At 41.3% G+C, this 16911-nt stretch carries 21 protein-coding genes; 5 read left to right on the forward strand and 16 right to left on the reverse strand.

Annotated elements, in window-relative coordinates; translation table 11 throughout:
* Positions 1 to 209 precede the first annotated feature (209 nt).
* The 8 genes from AC58U0_RS07365 to AC58U0_RS07400 all read right to left on the reverse strand — a co-directional run bounded on the left by AC58U0_RS07365 (position 210) and on the right by AC58U0_RS07400 (position 6104).
* Positions 210 to 1004 carry a hypothetical protein gene (locus AC58U0_RS07365; RefSeq protein WP_497378332.1) on the reverse strand — a complete coding sequence of 265 codons (795 nt, stop codon included), beginning with the start codon at positions 1002 to 1004 and terminating at the stop codon, positions 210 to 212.
* A gap of 125 nt (positions 1005 to 1129) precedes the next feature.
* Positions 1130 to 1600, reverse strand: a complete 471-nt coding sequence (locus AC58U0_RS07370) for a hypothetical protein (protein ID WP_497378334.1) — start codon at positions 1598 to 1600, stop codon at positions 1130 to 1132.
* A 241-nt stretch (positions 1601 to 1841) separates the two neighbouring features.
* A complete protein-coding gene (locus tag AC58U0_RS07375; RefSeq protein WP_497378336.1) occupies positions 1842 to 2834 on the reverse strand; it encodes an NADP-dependent oxidoreductase in 993 nt (330 codons plus the stop codon).
* Between the two features lie 132 nt (positions 2835 to 2966).
* Positions 2967 to 3272 (reverse strand): ArsR/SmtB family transcription factor, encoded by a 306-nt coding sequence (locus AC58U0_RS07380; RefSeq protein WP_497378837.1) that lies wholly within the window; start codon positions 3270 to 3272, stop codon positions 2967 to 2969.
* Between the two features lie 268 nt (positions 3273 to 3540).
* Positions 3541 to 4026 carry a DUF2975 domain-containing protein gene (locus tag AC58U0_RS07385; RefSeq protein WP_497378338.1) on the reverse strand — a complete coding sequence of 162 codons (486 nt, stop codon included), beginning with the start codon at positions 4024 to 4026 and terminating at the stop codon, positions 3541 to 3543.
* Between the two features lie 277 nt (positions 4027 to 4303).
* Positions 4304 to 4975, reverse strand: a complete 672-nt coding sequence (locus AC58U0_RS07390; RefSeq protein WP_497378339.1) for a hypothetical protein — start codon at positions 4973 to 4975, stop codon at positions 4304 to 4306.
* A 218-nt stretch (positions 4976 to 5193) separates the two neighbouring features.
* Positions 5194 to 5520 (reverse strand): YciI family protein, encoded by a 327-nt coding sequence (locus AC58U0_RS07395; RefSeq protein WP_497378340.1) that lies wholly within the window; start codon positions 5518 to 5520, stop codon positions 5194 to 5196.
* A gap of 368 nt (positions 5521 to 5888) precedes the next feature.
* A complete protein-coding gene (locus AC58U0_RS07400) occupies positions 5889 to 6104 on the reverse strand; it encodes a helix-turn-helix domain-containing protein (protein WP_216625547.1) in 216 nt (71 codons plus the stop codon).
* 203 nt (positions 6105 to 6307) lie between these two features.
* Here AC58U0_RS07400 and AC58U0_RS07405 point away from each other — a divergent pair, with 203 nt between their 5' ends.
* Positions 6308 to 6697: a helix-turn-helix domain-containing protein gene (locus tag AC58U0_RS07405; RefSeq protein ID WP_057306907.1), complete on the forward strand. Its 390-nt coding sequence runs from the start codon at positions 6308 to 6310 to the stop codon at positions 6695 to 6697.
* Between the two features lie 7 nt (positions 6698 to 6704).
* Here the strand turns inward: AC58U0_RS07405 and AC58U0_RS07410 are convergent, their stop codons facing one another.
* From AC58U0_RS07410 to AC58U0_RS07430, 5 genes are read right to left on the reverse strand one after another with little or no spacing between them, the layout of a single operon-like run.
* On the reverse strand, positions 6705 to 7427 hold the full coding sequence (locus AC58U0_RS07410; RefSeq protein ID WP_497378341.1) for a metallophosphoesterase family protein: 723 nt from the start codon (positions 7425 to 7427) through the stop codon (positions 6705 to 6707).
* A 23-nt stretch (positions 7428 to 7450) separates the two neighbouring features.
* Positions 7451 to 7759, reverse strand: a complete 309-nt coding sequence (locus tag AC58U0_RS07415) for a Dabb family protein (protein ID WP_235549448.1) — start codon at positions 7757 to 7759, stop codon at positions 7451 to 7453.
* Between the two features lie 28 nt (positions 7760 to 7787).
* On the reverse strand, positions 7788 to 8477 hold the full coding sequence (locus AC58U0_RS07420; RefSeq protein WP_497378342.1) for a metal-dependent hydrolase: 690 nt from the start codon (positions 8475 to 8477) through the stop codon (positions 7788 to 7790).
* 37 nt (positions 8478 to 8514) lie between these two features.
* Positions 8515 to 9420, reverse strand: coding sequence for an ATP-dependent DNA ligase (locus tag AC58U0_RS07425; RefSeq protein WP_497378343.1), 906 nt, complete (start codon positions 9418 to 9420; stop codon positions 8515 to 8517).
* 43 nt (positions 9421 to 9463) lie between these two features.
* Positions 9464 to 10555: a threonine aldolase family protein gene (locus AC58U0_RS07430; RefSeq protein WP_497378344.1), complete on the reverse strand. Its 1092-nt coding sequence runs from the start codon at positions 10553 to 10555 to the stop codon at positions 9464 to 9466.
* An 88-nt stretch (positions 10556 to 10643) separates the two neighbouring features.
* Between AC58U0_RS07430 and AC58U0_RS07435 the strand changes: the two genes are divergently transcribed.
* Positions 10644 to 10937 (forward strand): Rieske (2Fe-2S) protein, encoded by a 294-nt coding sequence (locus tag AC58U0_RS07435; RefSeq protein ID WP_497378345.1) that lies wholly within the window; start codon positions 10644 to 10646, stop codon positions 10935 to 10937.
* A gap of 76 nt (positions 10938 to 11013) precedes the next feature.
* The gene (locus tag AC58U0_RS07440) at positions 11014 to 12411 is read left to right on the forward strand and encodes an amino acid permease (protein WP_497378346.1); all 1398 of its coding nucleotides are present in this window, start codon (positions 11014 to 11016) and stop codon (positions 12409 to 12411) included.
* A 2-nt stretch (positions 12412 to 12413) separates the two neighbouring features.
* Here the strand turns inward: AC58U0_RS07440 and AC58U0_RS07445 are convergent, their stop codons facing one another.
* Positions 12414 to 13040, reverse strand: a complete 627-nt coding sequence (locus AC58U0_RS07445) for a LysE family transporter (RefSeq protein ID WP_497378347.1) — start codon at positions 13038 to 13040, stop codon at positions 12414 to 12416.
* Positions 13041 to 13210: 170 nt separating this feature from the next.
* Here AC58U0_RS07445 and AC58U0_RS07450 point away from each other — a divergent pair, with 170 nt between their 5' ends.
* Positions 13211 to 13975: a MerR family transcriptional regulator gene (locus AC58U0_RS07450; RefSeq protein WP_497378348.1), complete on the forward strand. Its 765-nt coding sequence runs from the start codon at positions 13211 to 13213 to the stop codon at positions 13973 to 13975.
* A 181-nt stretch (positions 13976 to 14156) separates the two neighbouring features.
* Here AC58U0_RS07450 and AC58U0_RS07455 read toward each other — a convergent pair whose 3' ends face one another.
* Positions 14157 to 15524, reverse strand: coding sequence for an MATE family efflux transporter (locus AC58U0_RS07455; RefSeq protein WP_060646534.1), 1368 nt, complete (start codon positions 15522 to 15524; stop codon positions 14157 to 14159).
* A gap of 164 nt (positions 15525 to 15688) precedes the next feature.
* Here AC58U0_RS07455 and AC58U0_RS07460 point away from each other — a divergent pair, with 164 nt between their 5' ends.
* Positions 15689 to 15814, forward strand: coding sequence for a hypothetical protein (locus AC58U0_RS07460; RefSeq protein WP_497378350.1), 126 nt, complete (start codon positions 15689 to 15691; stop codon positions 15812 to 15814).
* 69 nt (positions 15815 to 15883) lie between these two features.
* Here AC58U0_RS07460 and AC58U0_RS07465 read toward each other — a convergent pair whose 3' ends face one another.
* Positions 15884 to 16906 carry a Gfo/Idh/MocA family protein gene (locus tag AC58U0_RS07465; protein WP_497378352.1) on the reverse strand — a complete coding sequence of 341 codons (1023 nt, stop codon included), beginning with the start codon at positions 16904 to 16906 and terminating at the stop codon, positions 15884 to 15886.
* Positions 16907 to 16911: the final 5 nt, after the last annotated feature.

The following is a 16911-nucleotide window of genomic DNA, read 5'->3' on the forward strand; positions in this document are numbered from 1 at the left end:
GGTAGCAAGTCGGCTTGTTGGGGTAGTACCAGTGAAGCTGTTACCACTCGCAAAGTAGATGGAAGATAGTATTTCCAAACCCGAAATCAGATACAGCCGACATACGTGTAAAAAAAGATCACTTTATGGGCAATAGATACCATGAAGTGATCTGTTTTATGATGTTGGGCTATTTCACTATCGGTTCTCGTTAGTTCAATAGAGGAATCCTAATTGATATACTCAATAATGGGTTTAAATGCCTGATACTCGAAGAAAAATTTATTATAATCACCTTTTGAAAAAATAGCGCAAACCGCTAAACGGAAAATAATTGCCCGAATAATCATTTCTTTATATAGTTCATCACTTGGAAGCAGGTCTATTTCAGAAACCTCGCTTCCTTGCCATGCTATACAATCACAAACTAAAATGGCTTCAGCATATTCTACTGGGGCAATTGTTGGAGAAAAATCAATTACCAAAGGATTCAAAACTTGGTCAAAAAGAATATTTCCCGACAAATCACTATGAACAATTTGTACCTTATATTGCTCTTTTAGGCTTACCCTTCTAAGTAAATTATTTATACTTTCTTGCATCTCTTTAGGCAGTTCACTTGACAAATCATCTATTTGCCATGCTATGCGATGTCCTTTGGACCAAGGGTTGTCTATATGAGGGAAGTCCCGAAAATTAATAGAAGATAGATCGCGGTGAAATAACCTCGATACCATAAGTTTTTCTTCTATATGCCCTTTTATATCCTGGCCTATTTCATAATGAGTGCAAGCCCATCCTTTACTTACAAAAGTACCGTATTTACTTCTAAGAGGCTTTGATACCCTATAACCTTGAGGGTTTATTTTGTAAATAATATTCAGTAACCATTCACAATGCTGTATATCATCCACAGGTTTTAATACAGCATTACTAACTCTTACTGATGTATTCTGCCCACCGTTCAATGGCACAATATCCCCGCTAAGATTAAAAGAATTTAGTATTTCTTCGGATAGCCCCATTTTTTCAACTTCCTTACATACCAATTTTAAAGATGATTCGTACTAATATTTCATTGTATCTCTTAAAGAATCCTGCCCGATAGCGGAGTGAAGGTCTACCACGTGGCAGACCTTCAGATGTTTAACTATCGTTCTCCGAGGGAGCGTATCAAAACATCTTCCTTGAGGAGGCTAAAAATTGGTATGCTCTTTTCACCTTCATTTTCACATTGATTAACTGTATACACATAATGATCTTTTGTCTCATCCACGCTAATCCTCTTGCATCTGTAAACCTGTTTTCCACGCTCAGAACTCATTCCATCCCTGGTATTATCAATGGTCCAGGTGACCTCCCTGCCGTTTGAATGCACATCATGTATCCAGTAACCACCGTCGATAATCGGTGGAATGAGCATAAGATAGTCGCCTTTTCCATTTTTATGGCGCTGAACCATCTCATTTAAACGGTCTACATCCACCTTCTTGAAATGGTGAAGGATAATATCTTTTCTTTCAAGTGCATTTTTGTCAGTCGTTAAATGAATAACCAAGATCATTACCAACACCCCGATGATACCAACAAGCACTCCGATCGTTATCTTTGTTCGTATCATGCATGCACCCCGTTTCTTCACATATTAGACGTATATACATTCTATATCGTTGTGTTATTCTTCCTAATAATTCCACAAAAGCATTCCAATGACACCACGCTCTACTGCCCCGTTACTTCAGCAAAACAGGGATCGACCGACTGCGCTGCAGCCCTGCGATCCCTATTTAAGTAACGTTTCTCGTTAGCTTAATCGTAAATTCTTATTTACTGCCCCAATAGTTTGCAAGCTTAGTATTAGATCAGATTTTGATGACAACTTTACCTATGAATTTTCCCGCAAGAAGATCGACAAACGCCTGGGGCGCATGTTCGATTCCTTCGATAACAGTTTCCGAATATTTGATAGCTCCATCTTTCAACCATTTGCTAAACTCTGAATGAAATGATGCCCCGCGGCTCAAGTGATCCATCACATTAAACCCTTTAATAGTGAGCCGTTTGCCTATGGCGAGCACAAGGTTGGAGACTCCTTCAAACACTCCTTCCGCCGATACCATCGCCCCGCACAGTGTGATGCGACCAAATGGCTTCATAACGTCGATAGCGGCTTCAAGCTGCATGCCTCCGACATTATCAAAGTAAACGTCAATCCCGTCAGGCGTGATCTGACGCAGCTTTTCTCTGAAGGAACTGTCATGATAATCCAATGCAGCGTCGAAACCCAGTTCCTTTACGAGATAATTGACCTTTTTCGCGGAGCCGGCGGTACCTATGACCTTTTTAGCTCCTTTCAATCGGGCGATCTGTCCGGCTAAACTGCCTACGGAACTTGCGGCATTTGACACGAAAACGGTATCACCCGTTTGCAAATCCGCTACATCAAGCATGCCTACATAAGAGGTTAAGCCCAGACTCAGATGTGTTGAGAGCGTGGGGAACAAGTTGGGGTCTACTTTATGGAACGTATTAGCATCGGCTAATGCGTATTCGCGCCATCCCATTTGATGTCGCACCGTATCACCCGGTTGCAGGGAAGCATCTTTTGAAACGATGACCTCACCGATCGCGTCACCATACATTGGTTCACCAACCGCATATAATGGAACAGGCATGTGCAGATCAATCATACGCAGGCGCATTCCCGCGTCGAGTGACAAGAACTTGTTTTTGACAAGCACTTGACCGTCCTGAACTTCTGGAATCTCTACTGACATCAACTCAAAATCCTCCTTGCGAACATGATCGGAAGGACGTTTTGTTAAACGAATTTCTTGTCCTTTAAAGGATAACATAGCTTGCACCTCTTCCATTTCTTTAGACTTAAAATGTCATCTAAAACAAATACCGTATCTTTTTCTTAACTCAATTTGTTTGTTTATTTGTTAAACAACTATTTGACTATATACTAAAAAAAGTACCTGAAGTTATAGGGTATTCAGGAACCCTGGCAAATATTGTTCAAACACCTCCGTATTTAGCGTAACGTATTTGGTCTGAGCCTCCTGTCGGATGACTACCAAGCCAGCCTCTCGCAGCGTGCGAAAATGATAAGAAATGTTCGCTTTCGGCGTATCGCATTGTTCTCCGACTGCACCAAAACTTTTTTCCTGCTTGGTGTGATGAAGCATTCGAATGATTTCGATTCTGGTGGGATCGGCTAATGCCTTGAAGATCCGTACCCTGTTGTCATCTTCTTCTGTTAGTTTAATAGTCATACAACTAATGTACATCATCCAGTCAAGGAATTCAAGGATAATAAACTAAGCTGTTAAATTAAAATGCAATGTATATCTTTATAACACTTAATGCTGCTCTAATCTGCCCGTCACTTCAATGAAAAATAGGGAGCAACTGCCGCGGCAATCTACTCCCTGGTTATTCAACTAACGTTCACCGTTAGTTAAATAAATTAGTTGTCTGTTTTTATTAAGTGTCTTCGTCGCTTTTGTACTCCAAAAATCACCTGGCTGACAATCCAAAGTCTTTCATATCCGTTAATCATTCATTTTTTGACTTTATATCTGGGGCATTTTTTAATGGCTTTTGAAGTGCGTCCACAATGGCTGCGATGATACTTGTTGCTAAAATACCCATTAGACATAATGATGTAGGACCCGCTGCATCATCACTACCTGTAATTTTAGCAAGCACCCTTAAGCTTATTATTCCTAACAAAATGAGGAAAATGACTGTAAAAGCACATTTCTTTATAATCTTCAAAGATTTAAGGGATAATTCAGAGAAAGCATTGTTCTTTTCGATGTAGGTTAATAGTTTATATGCTTGATACAACGCAACAGAAAACGCAATACAGAATCCGTATGCACATACTAAAAAGGGGATTAGGAAGTAAGCCGTATCTGGATGTACCCTTGCATCTCTAACGGCTATCTCAGGCAACCAGATACACAAAGCAAGCACTGCAATTCCAGCCAGAAAAATAATTACCTTTAAGAAAGTGGTTGAACCTCGTTTAACATTCATTTAAAACACCTCACTTATTTAATAACAACATGATTTTAGCATATGATTTATCGTTTTACAATAAATTCGTATTGTTTTTTATTATATTATTATTGTTATTGAAATATTCTTTTAATTTTAACAAAAATAAAAAGCATTTCTCATTACAAAGAAATGCTCTTACTTTAAAATGTTAAATTTACAACTTGTTCAACAAACCTGCCAGTTAGTTCAACAAAGACAGCCGATCGTATTGACCGGCTGCCGTAGTGTTCCATTATGAAGCTATGGTTACCCGTTAGCTGAATAAACCTTGTAAACTCGATTCAATATGGGTTACTAATGTTTTCAATGGATTTCCGATTTTTACACCCATTTCACACTCAATTTTTTCAGCAGTTTCGACCATAGATAATTGAGCGACAGAGAGGATCTTGTTTTGATTAGAGATAAGCAAACCCTTAATATAATTAGATAATTCGTTTACATATTGCTCTTTTTTCCCCTGCATTATTAGCTCGAATGCATTCCCTATGATTTGCACATCGATATTAATAGGTTTAGCATGTGTAGTTGCAAATTCATTAAGCCTTTTCATCGTTCCTTCGACTGTTGCTGGATTAGTAAATAGTAGCACTTGTGGCTCCGTTATGCTACAAACATAATGGAAAAATGGCTCGTCAATTTTTATGATAGGAACTGATGTCTTAAGTTGTTCATCGTCGAGAAGAGCAATGTAATTGGTACATGTAATTAGAATTGCATCAACCTTGGTACTGGCTATCCATTCAATCTGCTCATTTACTTTGTTTTGGGCTTTTGTTAAATCAAAAGTTTCATCTGATGCGATTCTACTCATTAAGCCTGGGTCGACAAAGTGAACTAACTCCAAATCATTTGAAGCAATAGCTTTTTGAATATACTCAATATTAGAGTAGTGGGCATGCAAACAACCAATCTTTCTCTTCATTTAATAACCACCCCACTTAAATTTTCCTTATACTATCAGATTAATCTTTTTTTATCCAGAATTATTTGTTAATAGATTTCAGCTCGTTACATCAATGTTCAGAAGAGGAACCGCGAAGAGAGCCCTCCGCTCAACTATCGTTTTCCGTTAGCGCAATAATGGAGCCAACACCTTTGTCGCATCAGCCCCATTAACATCTTACTTCAGAGTGAAGAGTGTTATTTCGGTAAGGTTGCCATTATCGGATAAAATTCCGTAGTCATCACTCCCGCGATAACGGCAGGATCTTTGGCAATGAGTTGTGGGACTTGGTCTGCATTCTCAACCTCAATGATGGCGAGTCCATGAGGATCGTTTGGTTTTCGAACAGGTCCGAAAACGAGAGCAATCCCCTGATTTTGCTTATCCGTCCAATAGGCGATGTGTTGGTGCATAACGTTCCGTTCTTCTTCGGTCATATCCTGAGGAAAAGTTGTTCTTGGCGGCGTAGACCATAACATGAAGTGTATTTTTCCAGGATTGGTGCTTGCCATGTTATCCGACATTATTAAAAACCCTCCATTTCCCTAAATTTGTTTTTCATACTATGACGCTCAATGTCAATTATCCCCCAGATTCCTTTCGTAATGCAAACAAACCGAACTAAAACTTCTTCCCGTTCTTTAGGATTAATCTGCCCATGCTAGAACTGAAAGGGTTTAATCTTTTATTGCTTATTGTTGTGCGAGCGTATCCATTAGCTAGCTTAACATTGCAGGGTTCATCAGTTTCGTAGGAGGTATATGCTCCTGCATGATTCTCTTCTGAAATTATTTCTCTCATCATCTCAAACATCCTAAAAAAAAGGACCCACAGCAACATGCTGCGGATCTTAGTTCACCTATATTTTTCCTTAAAATCACTTCAATTTAAACTACATCTCAATCAGAAATAATTCTTCCAAATCCTTATCTAGCAAATCACTCAATTTCTTAGCCGTGGATGGACCCACTGATTTAATCGATCGTTCAAGCAGACTGATATAAGCATGACTTAAACCCGAGTGCTTCGCCAACTCTCGCTGGGAGTAACCTTTAATGACTCTCGCTTTAATAAAAACATCGGTCTTCGCCAAGATCTTTATATTCATTCTGCCATAGACCCCCGTTCTCATTTTGTTCCCCTTAGAACATTATACCATTAAATTTTACTTATGCAACCATTTTTGTTTACATAAGTAACCTAAAATGGATCAATTTTATCTGGTACTTCGATTGTAATTACTTTAGTAAACTGTTACTATTAAATCGTTTACTAATGTTTACTTTTGTTAGTGAGGGTGAGTGAGGGTCTATGTATTTCTACGATAAATTAAAAGATATGCGCAAATTAAAAGGCTTCACCATCCGTGAGCTTGCAGACCGTTCAGGTGTCTCAGCAGCTTATATTTCCCAACTAGAGAACGGTAACCGCGGCATTCCTTCACCAGAAGTATTAATGAAGCTGTCAGAAGGGCTTAACACTTCCTATTCCGAACTGATGGATATCGCTGGATATCTGGAGTCTTCTCCGTCTGAACAGCAATTTCAAAGCAATCCCGTTAATTTACGGCGTTTTCTCCGAGAGAATGAGCTCATGTTTGATGGTTTTGTACTTACGACAGAAGATAAAGAATGGGTCGAGCGTATGCTGACCGTCTTATTTTGGAAAGACCGCCAAACGAATAATACCGACGCTCAATGATTCTTTCTTATTTCACAAGACCGTTTCGAACAATTTTCGTCATCATTTCTGCATTCGGGTAATGAACTTCTTCATATTGCTTGACTACGTCCTCAATCCGAAATGGAACACGTTCAATCGATGTTCGGATTTGTCCATTTTCAATTTCAACAATGGCATAGGCAGCTTTAGACATACCGTCAAAAGGCAGACCTGCACTTCCGGTATTCAACAGTATTTTACCTTCCATATAACGGATGAATGGTCTGTGGATATGAGCATAAATGAAAATATCCGCATCCGACGCGGACATAAGCTTTGACTTCAGCACTTCATCACCAGCGCCAGGAAGTACGATTTCGAACAAGCTATCTGGCGTCGCATGGAACGCATGAATAGAGATACCCTCTATCTCAAGCTTCATTTCAGTAGGCAGACTCGCCAAGTATGCGATATCCTGCTCGTCCAATTGCGCAACGGTCCACTCCCGTTCTCTCTTCATCATGTCAATGACCTGTTCCGGGACTTCTCCTTGATTTATGCCGCGCACAACCCATTCATCTGCGTTTCCTTTAATGACCTGAGTATTTAAAGAACGGACCAAAGAAAGAGATCGCTTGGGATCCGGTCCACGGTAACAAAGATCACCCAGTACATAAATGCGGTCTATCTGCTTCTTCCTTATGTCCTCCAGAACGGCTTCCAGTGCGATTGCATTCCCATGTATATCCGAAATAAAGGCTAATTTCACTCGGCTTTCCCCCTGTTTATCACTCACTTCACGATCGGGTAGTCAATCACTATGACATTCTCAATAATTCCTTCTAATGATTTCACGAATTGCTGGTGTGCAGGATGCGGTCCATATTGTCGTAAAGATTCTTGATCTTCAAAAGTCACACGAAGTCCTAACGTGTATCCTTGTACATTATCTGTTTCTTCTGTCACATTTACGCCTGCCGATAAATCGACGATCCCAGGGATCTTATTTTTTAATGACAATAAGGTTTCAAGCAATTCCTTTTCCTTCTGTGGATCTAAATTCTCTTTAAATCTGAACGAAACCAGGTGCTCAAACATCATGGCTAAAAAAGCCTCCTTTAGGATTAATTTAGAATGCTAGATTTTGACCAGGTTCCATGACAAATCCCTTAATTCCCTCAGAAGCCAGACTATCGACAAAAGCCTTCGGATCCTGCTTAATGAGAGGAAATGTGTTGTAATGCATCGGAACGACCATTTTTGCTTGTAAGAATTGTGCGGCGATAACAGCGTCGCGGGGGCCCATGGTATAGTTGTCACCAATTGGAAGGAAGGCAAGGTCAATCGCATTTAATTTGCCCAGCAATTGCATATCTCCAAAAAGGCCTGTGTCCCCTGCATGGTAAATCGTTTTCCCCTCAGCCGTAATGAGGAAACCACTAGCCATCCCTGTATAAATATTTTCTTTGGTTCCTGGCGGGTTATAAGAAGAATCATGAAGCGCTAATGTCATTTTTACTTTACCAAAAGGAAAATGAAATTCTCCGCCGATCCCCATTCCGTGGGTTTTTGCTCCTTGGAAAGATAAGTACCTCCCCAAATCATTGGGTGCAATAATAATGGCTTCGTTGCGCTTTGCAATCTCTAGTGAATCACCTAAATGATCGGCATGACCATGAGTAACGAGTATGTAATCGGCCTTAATATCTTCCGGTTTTGCAGCGGCCAGAGGGTTATGGTTCAAGAAGGGATCAATGATGAGCGTATGCTCCTTTAATCGAATCTCAACACAGCTTTGTCCATGAAAAATAATGTTCATATAATCGCTCCTTTTTTAATTAGCTGAATTCAATGAATTAAGATTCCCATCTACATTCCTCAGGCTTCTTATCCGGCAAATAACCACGAAACACCGTAGTCCTTAATTGATGTGTGTCTGTTCGCTCCAAATAGTCAATCCGGCAACACAAGCGTGGTTCGATCCACTGTGTTTGGTCATCCATGAACGTGTTCAATTGCTTAGCTAGCACTAAAAACATTTGCTTATCTTCTTGCAGAAAGCCAAACTCAACCACCCCAACTGGCTTATTCTTCACTGTTCTGAAATTCAAGCCGATAACGAGACCAAAAGGATTCGTTCTGTAGCCCAAAATAACCACATCAATCGATTTAAAATATTTCATTTTCAGCCAATCGGCACTTTTGGTATCCAGTTGATATTTGGAGTTCTTTCGCTTCGCTACAATGCCTTCCATATTTCGTACTTTCATTAACTCAAAAAGCGCCTTACCTTGTCCTCCTACGAACATGGTAGGCATGATAACGGGGGTAGAATCGACGATGTCGCCAAGCCGCTGTTTTCGCTGCGTCAACGATTCATCCAAATGAGCTCTATCTGTGTAAAGGATATCAAATACTACAAATGTTACGGGATGTGTGTTTACAGCGCGATTAATCCTCGCAGAATTACTCAATCGACCACGATAAGAAAAATCATCAAATACCGGTCTGCCGCCGCGCAAAACAATTCCCTCACAGTCAAGAATCGCCGTTTGAGCCTTGATGGCCGCTGCTGCTTCCTTTAATTCTGGAAATTTACTAGAAATCAACATGCCGTTACGTGTAAAAGCTTCAATGCGATTACCCTGCTTATGCAGGAGGATTCGCCATCCGTCCCATTTGGGTTCAAATATATAATTCTCGTCATCAAAAGCTTCTTTACCGATACTCACAATCATTGGTTTTATTGGCTCAAAGAGCATTTCTAACCACCCCATAACACAGTGTGGCACTTTCGCAACCGATCTAAACAGCTCTCATTTTCACATCCAACAGCTGGAATGCTTTCCTAAGCTCATCTTTGGGTATATTCGCAAAACGATCACCGATATTTACTTCATAAGAACAACTTGTCTCGCTGTTTTCTCTTACATAGTGGGTTAATCCTATACCCGTCTCCTCATACAAGGCTACTAATATAGGTTCAACCTTCTCTTTCGGCAGATCAACATGCACATGAAACATGTTAGTCACAGGTTCTAACGGTTTTGTCACAACGCCATGGCATTGATTATAGTATCCAGCAAGCACTTTGGCTTCTTCATAATACTGCGTCATTTTAGCCAATCTCCGTTTGAAATAATAGCTGCTACTTAGGATATACGGATAAAGGCTAATTAAATCACCTCCGTATCGTCTTTTCCATACTTTGGACTCTTTTGTAAAAGCTTCACTACCAGCAAGTATGGCTCCTGCGATCCCGCCAACCCCTTTATAGAAAGAAATATACACACTATCAAAAAGCTCACAAATTTCTGCAGCTGTTTTTTGATAATAAGGTAGAATCTCGTATAGTCTGGCTCCGTCTAGATGCAATTTAATTCCTTTCTCGCGACAATAAGTACAAATAGCAGCAAGCTCCTCGTAGTCTGGCAGCTGTCCGCCAATTTCACGTTGCGGTAATTCTATTAATAAGCAAGCAATATCATCTTGCATATGGATAACATCTTCCAGTCGAATCAGTCTGTCCTTATCCCCAAGCAAAATAGTTTCAATTTGATGCAATTCTTTTAACCCGTCTTCTTCATGAATTTCTAAATGACTCAAAGGATGATAAGCCACTTTCTTAATACCTTTCTTGTCACACCAGATTCTTAAGGCAATTTGTTGCGCCATGGTTCCACTAGGGAAAAATACGGCTGTTTCTTTACCCAAGAACGTCGCCATTTCTTCTTGAAAACTTTCGATAAGCTTACCTGAACCATACATATCACTGTCCAGATTCCCATCTATATCATTCAATACCTCTTTCAAAACCTGAATGTTTCTTTTACTATGGCCACCTACTGGGTAACTTGCTTGATGAAACGCTTCTAATAATGGGTTATTCTTGCTCATTTGTATGATCCTCCTTTGTCATTTTCACTTGGTGAAACAACAGCCGTGACTTATAATCAAACTAACCTGGTTGAAAAGGAGAATAACGATGAAAGAAATCATAATCGGAACAAAGGATCAATTCACATCATTTCCGGCAGAGGTTCAAGTAGAGGATACCCTGTACTTCCTTGCGGAGATAGATGGAATATACACCCTACTGTCTAGTGTTTGCCCTCATGCCGGTTACACTGTTGACCTTGAAGACGGAGAGCTCGTCTGTCCTCTGCATGGATGGACGTTTGAAGTACATACGGGTCGCTGCCATAATGTGCCAAGTGCTAGACTCCATTCGTATGAAGTCATATTAAGAGACGGCACTCTATTAGCTCAGATGCGTTAATCTCTAAGTATATTTTACCAATGGACAAGCTATACTAACAGCTGTTATTTCTAGACGAACGGCAGTAGGAGGCTATATGTCCACAAAAGCAAAGAGTGATAAGTCAGGAACTATGAAGTGGTGGCAGCTGTCATTGCTTGGAGTTGCTTGTACGATTGGTACGGGTTACTTCTTAGGCTCAGGGATTGGTATCAAATTGGGCGGCGGATCCGTCATCTTTATGTTCATTCTTGCAGCCCTAGGCACTTATTTTGTCTTTGATGTTTTGGCGCGAATGACGGGAGCAGATCCGCAGCAAGGATCTTTTAGGGCATATGCCAAAAAAGCATATGGACGCTGGGCAGGCTTCAGCAGCGGATGGGTCTATTGGAGCTCAGAGCTTTTAATTATGGGAAGTCAATTAACAGCTTTGTCCCTCTTTACCCGATTCTGGTTTCCAGCAATACCCATGTGGATTTTCGCAACGGTTTACGCCTTGATTGGACTGGGTGTTATCTTGCTCGGGACAAAAGCATTCGAGCGCACAGAGCACGTTTTTGCCATTATCAAAGTATCCGCCATCGTTATGTTTCTTCTTATAGCAGGCGCCGTACTCTTAGGATTTATCACGGGTGGAGCTCATCAGCCGAGATTCCCGGCGGCCAAAGAAACCTTCTTGCCAGCTGGGTTAATGGGCTCTTGGTCCTCTTTTATTTATGCTTTTTATGCCTTTGGCGGTATTGAAATCATGGGTTTAATGGCCACAAGATTGAAGAAGCCCGAAGAGGCTCCAAAAGCAGGCAATATCATGATCCTTCTTTTAACAACGCTCTATATCGCATCTCTTATTCTTGCTTTAACCTTGATCCCCTTGAATGCCTTACAGGGAAAGGAAAGCCCGTTTCAGGTTGCATTGGGAAGTTACAATCTCCCTTTTGTCCCGCATGCGTTTAACGCGATCCTCATTATTGCAGGATTTTCTACGATGGTTGCTTCTTTATTTGCGGTGACAACTATCCTTATCACGTTAGCCAAAGATCACGATGCCCCCTCGATCTTTGCCAAAAAAACATCAGGGAAAAGACAAATGCCTTTATTCGCCATCGGTTTTACGACTGGAGGTATAGCTGTAGCGGTGTTGATGGCTCTTTTGCTGCCAGAAGAGCTTTATGAATACGTAACAACAGCCGCTGGGATTATGCTGCTCTTGAACTGGCTCTTCATCCTGCTATCATCAGGCCGTTTACTACAACTATCCGCATGGGGAAAGATCAAGCGACACCTGGGCATGGCACTAATCCTTACCGCTATCACGGGTACAGTCTTTCATGAAACGAGCCGACCAGGATTCTGGATAAGCCTCCTATTTGTCGGGATTATAGGCTTGGTCACAATAGGCATGAGTTTCAAATGGAAAAAGAACGCCCACGGAACATCTTACAAGCCGAAAGAGCTGCCAAATCCTAAACATGATAATCGTGAAGGGGCGACCTAGCATTATCCAAAAAGCGCATGAAAGGCTTTTATCCCAAAATGCAACCCAAAGCCAATCAGGGATAGTCCTGATGCAATGGATATGAATGAGAGCGCGCGAGTTGTGAGAAATTTTCGAAACGTACTCGCTAACGATGCCATAAAAACATCCCACATACAAATACCAGCGAACATAAAACCTGTATATAATAATACGTGGTTTCTATCGAAATCAGCAATTGTTTCAGCTAAAACCGACCCATAGATACCAAGCCAAAAGAGTATGGACAAGGGACTAGTTATAGACATGAAAAAACCGGAGAAAAAAGATTTCGAAAGCGTAATTTCGTTTCTATATGCTTCTCCCTTTATTTTCCCCGCATCAATCAAACTTTCGATACCCGAGTAGAGCAAAATAAAGCAGCCAAATAACCAAAGAAACGTTTTCATAAAAGGTGTCGTTAGAAAATGCACAAGTCCGAAATAAATAAGGATCATCAACAAGGCATCAGCAATCAGTGCTCCAATACCCACTACCCAAGCATGAAAAAAACCCTTCTTAATCCCTCTGTCTAACACAGCTGCATTAATAGGACCAATTGGCGCAGCCAAAGATAGACCCAAGAGAAAAAAACTAAGAATCGTATACAACTTTGAATCACCCATTCATTAATTAATTGATTGATATGTACATGCTTCAAGGCTCGTATCATCCTATTCCTAGAGTATGACTTGTATTACTTGCAGAATTAAATTTCAAAAAAGCATTTGACATTCACGTTGCGTAAAGCTGTACAGTTAAGTTGTCAGGAGGTGAACAGATGGAATACACCGTGCAGCATCTGGGCAAATTGGCTGGAGTCAGCACCAGAACGCTTCGATATTATGATGAGATTGAGCTTCTTAAGCCGGCAAGAATCAATTCGTCAGGATACCGAATCTATGGTCAAGCTGAAGTGGATAGGTTACAACAAATTCTGTTCTACAGAGAGTTAGGCGTCAGTCTGGACAGTATTAAAGAAATTGTCACCGCCCCCTCCTTCAATGGAGCCAATGCCCTGAAAGAACACCGTGAACAACTCCTCGACAAAAGAAAACAATTAGATGCACTGATTGCAAATGTTGAAAAAACAATTGCCTTAACCGAAGGGAGAGTAACCATGACAGATAAGGAGAAATTCGAAGGCTTCAAGCAAAAGATGATCGATGATAACGAGGAAAAATACGGGAAAGAAATTCGCGAGAAGTATGGCGATGAAACCGTAGATAAGTCCAACCAAAAAATCAAAAACATGACACAGGAACAGCAAGACGAGATAACGCGATTAGCGAATGAAGTTAAAGCTACATTGGCCGAAGCTTTCAAAAATGGGGACCCTGCCAGTGAACTGGCTCAAGCAGCCGCGGGTTTGCATAAGATGTGGCTAAGCTATTACTGGAACGAGTATAGTAAAGAGGCGCATGCTGGCTTAGCCCAAATGTATGTGGATGACGAACGATTTAAGGCTTACTATGATGAAAAGCAGCCCGGTACGGCTGAGTTTCTGAGAGATGCCATCCATATTTACACTGGTTTGAAGAAGTAATTCTATTGAATGGGACACTAGCACTTTTTCTATTATCCCGTTAATCATCCAGTTCTTTTACAAGAATCTGAATATACTAATATTGTACCAGTCGCCAGCTGCTACGCTCATGTTTCTACTCTTACTAAAAGAAGCACAGAACCCTCAAGGGTCCTGTGCTTCTTTGCATTCTATCGCATTCTTACTTGGCGACTGTTCCTACAGTTGGCTTCACGAGCGCCTTACTTTGCCATACACGGCTCTTCCACCGTAAATACATGAGTAGACCTCTCACCCATTCATCTACCGCAAATGCCACCCACACGCCTAGCAGGCCCATTTTCATGACAATACCTAGCCAATACGCAAGCGGCACTGCGATCCCCCACATCGATAGAATCCCCATGAAGACAGGAAATCTAGCATCTCCAGCGGCACGAAGGGAGTTAATGACAACTAGATTGAATGTCCGGCCAGGCTCTAAGAGAACCGAGAGTATTAAAATACTAGAACCCATCGCAATAATTTCCGGATTGTCGGTGAATAGCCCTATCAGATCTTTGCGGAAAATAGAAGCAATTCCCACAACCACAAAGGTCACAAGAAGACTAATCCGCAAGCTTCGAATTAACTTATGATAGGCTGCCTTGAATGCCCCAGCACCTACCATATGACCTACAATGATTTCTGTCCCCATTCCTATTGCCATAGCTAGCGCCATGAAGTAGTTGGTTATATTCATCATGTAGATATGCGTACTCAAAGCCGCTTGACCGATGATATTAATAAAACTGACGATCATCATATGTTGAGACTGCCAAGACAGGTGCTCACCGGCTGACGGTATGCCGATGCTCATGATTTGCTTCACAATCCGACTGTCGTATGTGACATAGTGCTTCAAACGAATCGGTACGGGAATACGGCGATATAAGATGACAATCAAAACGATAAGCCCAATAAGACGGCTTACAACAGTGGATACCGCAGCCCCAGTTACTCCCCATTCCGGAAAACCAAGGTTTCCAAAGATAAGAAGGCTGTTACCCGCTACATGGATCAGGTTCACACCCAACGTAACAAACATGACGTCTCTAGTCTGACCATTTGAACGGAGCACAGATGAGATCGCATAGGACAACGCCTCAATCCATATAAACGCGCCAATGATATTTAAATACTTTTTGGCTATCTCTACCTGCTCCGGCGCCAAATTCATTAGACGCATCAGCGATTCACCAAAGACAACCAACAAAATGCTAATCAAAATTCCAAAGATCAAATTTATTGTAATCGCGAGAGCTGAAATGCGGCTGGCTTCTTTCGCCCTACCGGCGCCCAGATTTTGTGCGACTGCTACACTCGTTCCAATCCCAACGAAGCCAAACATCATAATGCAGAAAACAATGATTTCGTTTGCTAATCCGACTGCTCCAGTCACTTGATCCGAGATCAGACTGAGCATAAACACATCTGCCGTTCCCAGCATCATCCGCAGGACGGAATCAACGAATATCGGCCATGTGACCGCGAATAGACCAAGCTTTTTCCAAGATGCTATCGATTCCATGTCTTTCAATCCCTACACTTTCTCCGTTCAAATGTTATTAGTGTAGGATACGTAAGCGATTGCAGTCAAATGCTACTTACTCCCATTTTGAAATCAATGAATAAGAAGCGTTAGACTGCTCACAATAACGAAGGTTTTAAAATACAATCAAGGGACGTGGGCTAATGTCGAACCAACAAAAAAATCAAGCCAATCAGCAAAACAATCCAAATGCAGGTAAAAACAGCAACAAGAATAAAAGCAACAGTAATAACGGCATTGATGATGCGAATAAACACGCTGGTAATTAAAAGCTAGAAAAAAACCTTGGAAATCGGATCCGATTTCCAAGGTTTTCTCTACTTATTCTGCAGTCCCATTTAACCTTTAACGCTAACCCATGCACCGCGGTTATCCGCAGATTCGATTTCAGCCTCAGCAATTTCAATGCTGCCCATTGTACTGGAGGGAGTCGCTATTGAAATATTTTCACCTGAAAGCAGCGTCTCAATAAAATATTTAATTTCGTTATAGTAACCCATTTCCGAGGATAGTTCAGGACTGAAGCCGTTTCCTTCATTCACATTTACTTGTAAGGAATCGCCTTTGAAAACGATATTGCCTTTTTCAAAATTAACTCGGAACTGCATGTCGAAGCCATAATCTCCTTCAAGAGTCCAATCAGCTTGAGCATTGATGACTTTGCCATCTTCATACAGATAGTTGGCAGAAACCACATCATATCCGCTGCCGGGAACGACATTACGTGCCAAACAGGATACGGATTCAGGCTTACCGAACAACCAATGTATCATATCAATATCATGAACGTGCATATCTAGCAGCGCTCCGCCGCTTTTCTCTTTTTGTGTAAGCCAAGGTCCCCAAGTCGGAGTTGCTCCCCCGCGGTAGAAATAACCACCCAGTGCCTGACCAAACGTTTTCTCCTCAACAACCTGTTTGAGATATACATAGGCCGGCCAGAATCTCAAGCATTGACCTATCATTAACTGCTTTCCATTCGCCTCGGCTGCCTGAATCATATCTTTACACTCCGCAGCATTGAGCGCCATCGGTTTTTCACACAAAACATGAAGACCATGATTCAAACATTGAACCGCTATGTCTCTGTGTAGATAAGTAGGCAGTGCAAGATCCACGTAATCAAGCTGTTCCTTCTCAAGCATTTCGCTCACACTTGTATATTTATTGTAGCGGCCGAAGTCAATGCCAGATGAACCCGTATCGATGTTGCCTGCAGCCGCGCGACCTTCGAGCTTCTCATTGTCAATATCGCACAAAGCCACAACTTGAATGGGAACTCCTTCTGACTCCAGGCGAACGTAATTCTCCAGATGAGTCCTACCCATAAAGCCTAATCCAATTAATCCGATTCTAAGCATGTCAA

It is taken from the genome of Paenibacillus sp. J31P190 (genome assembly GCF_059692075.1).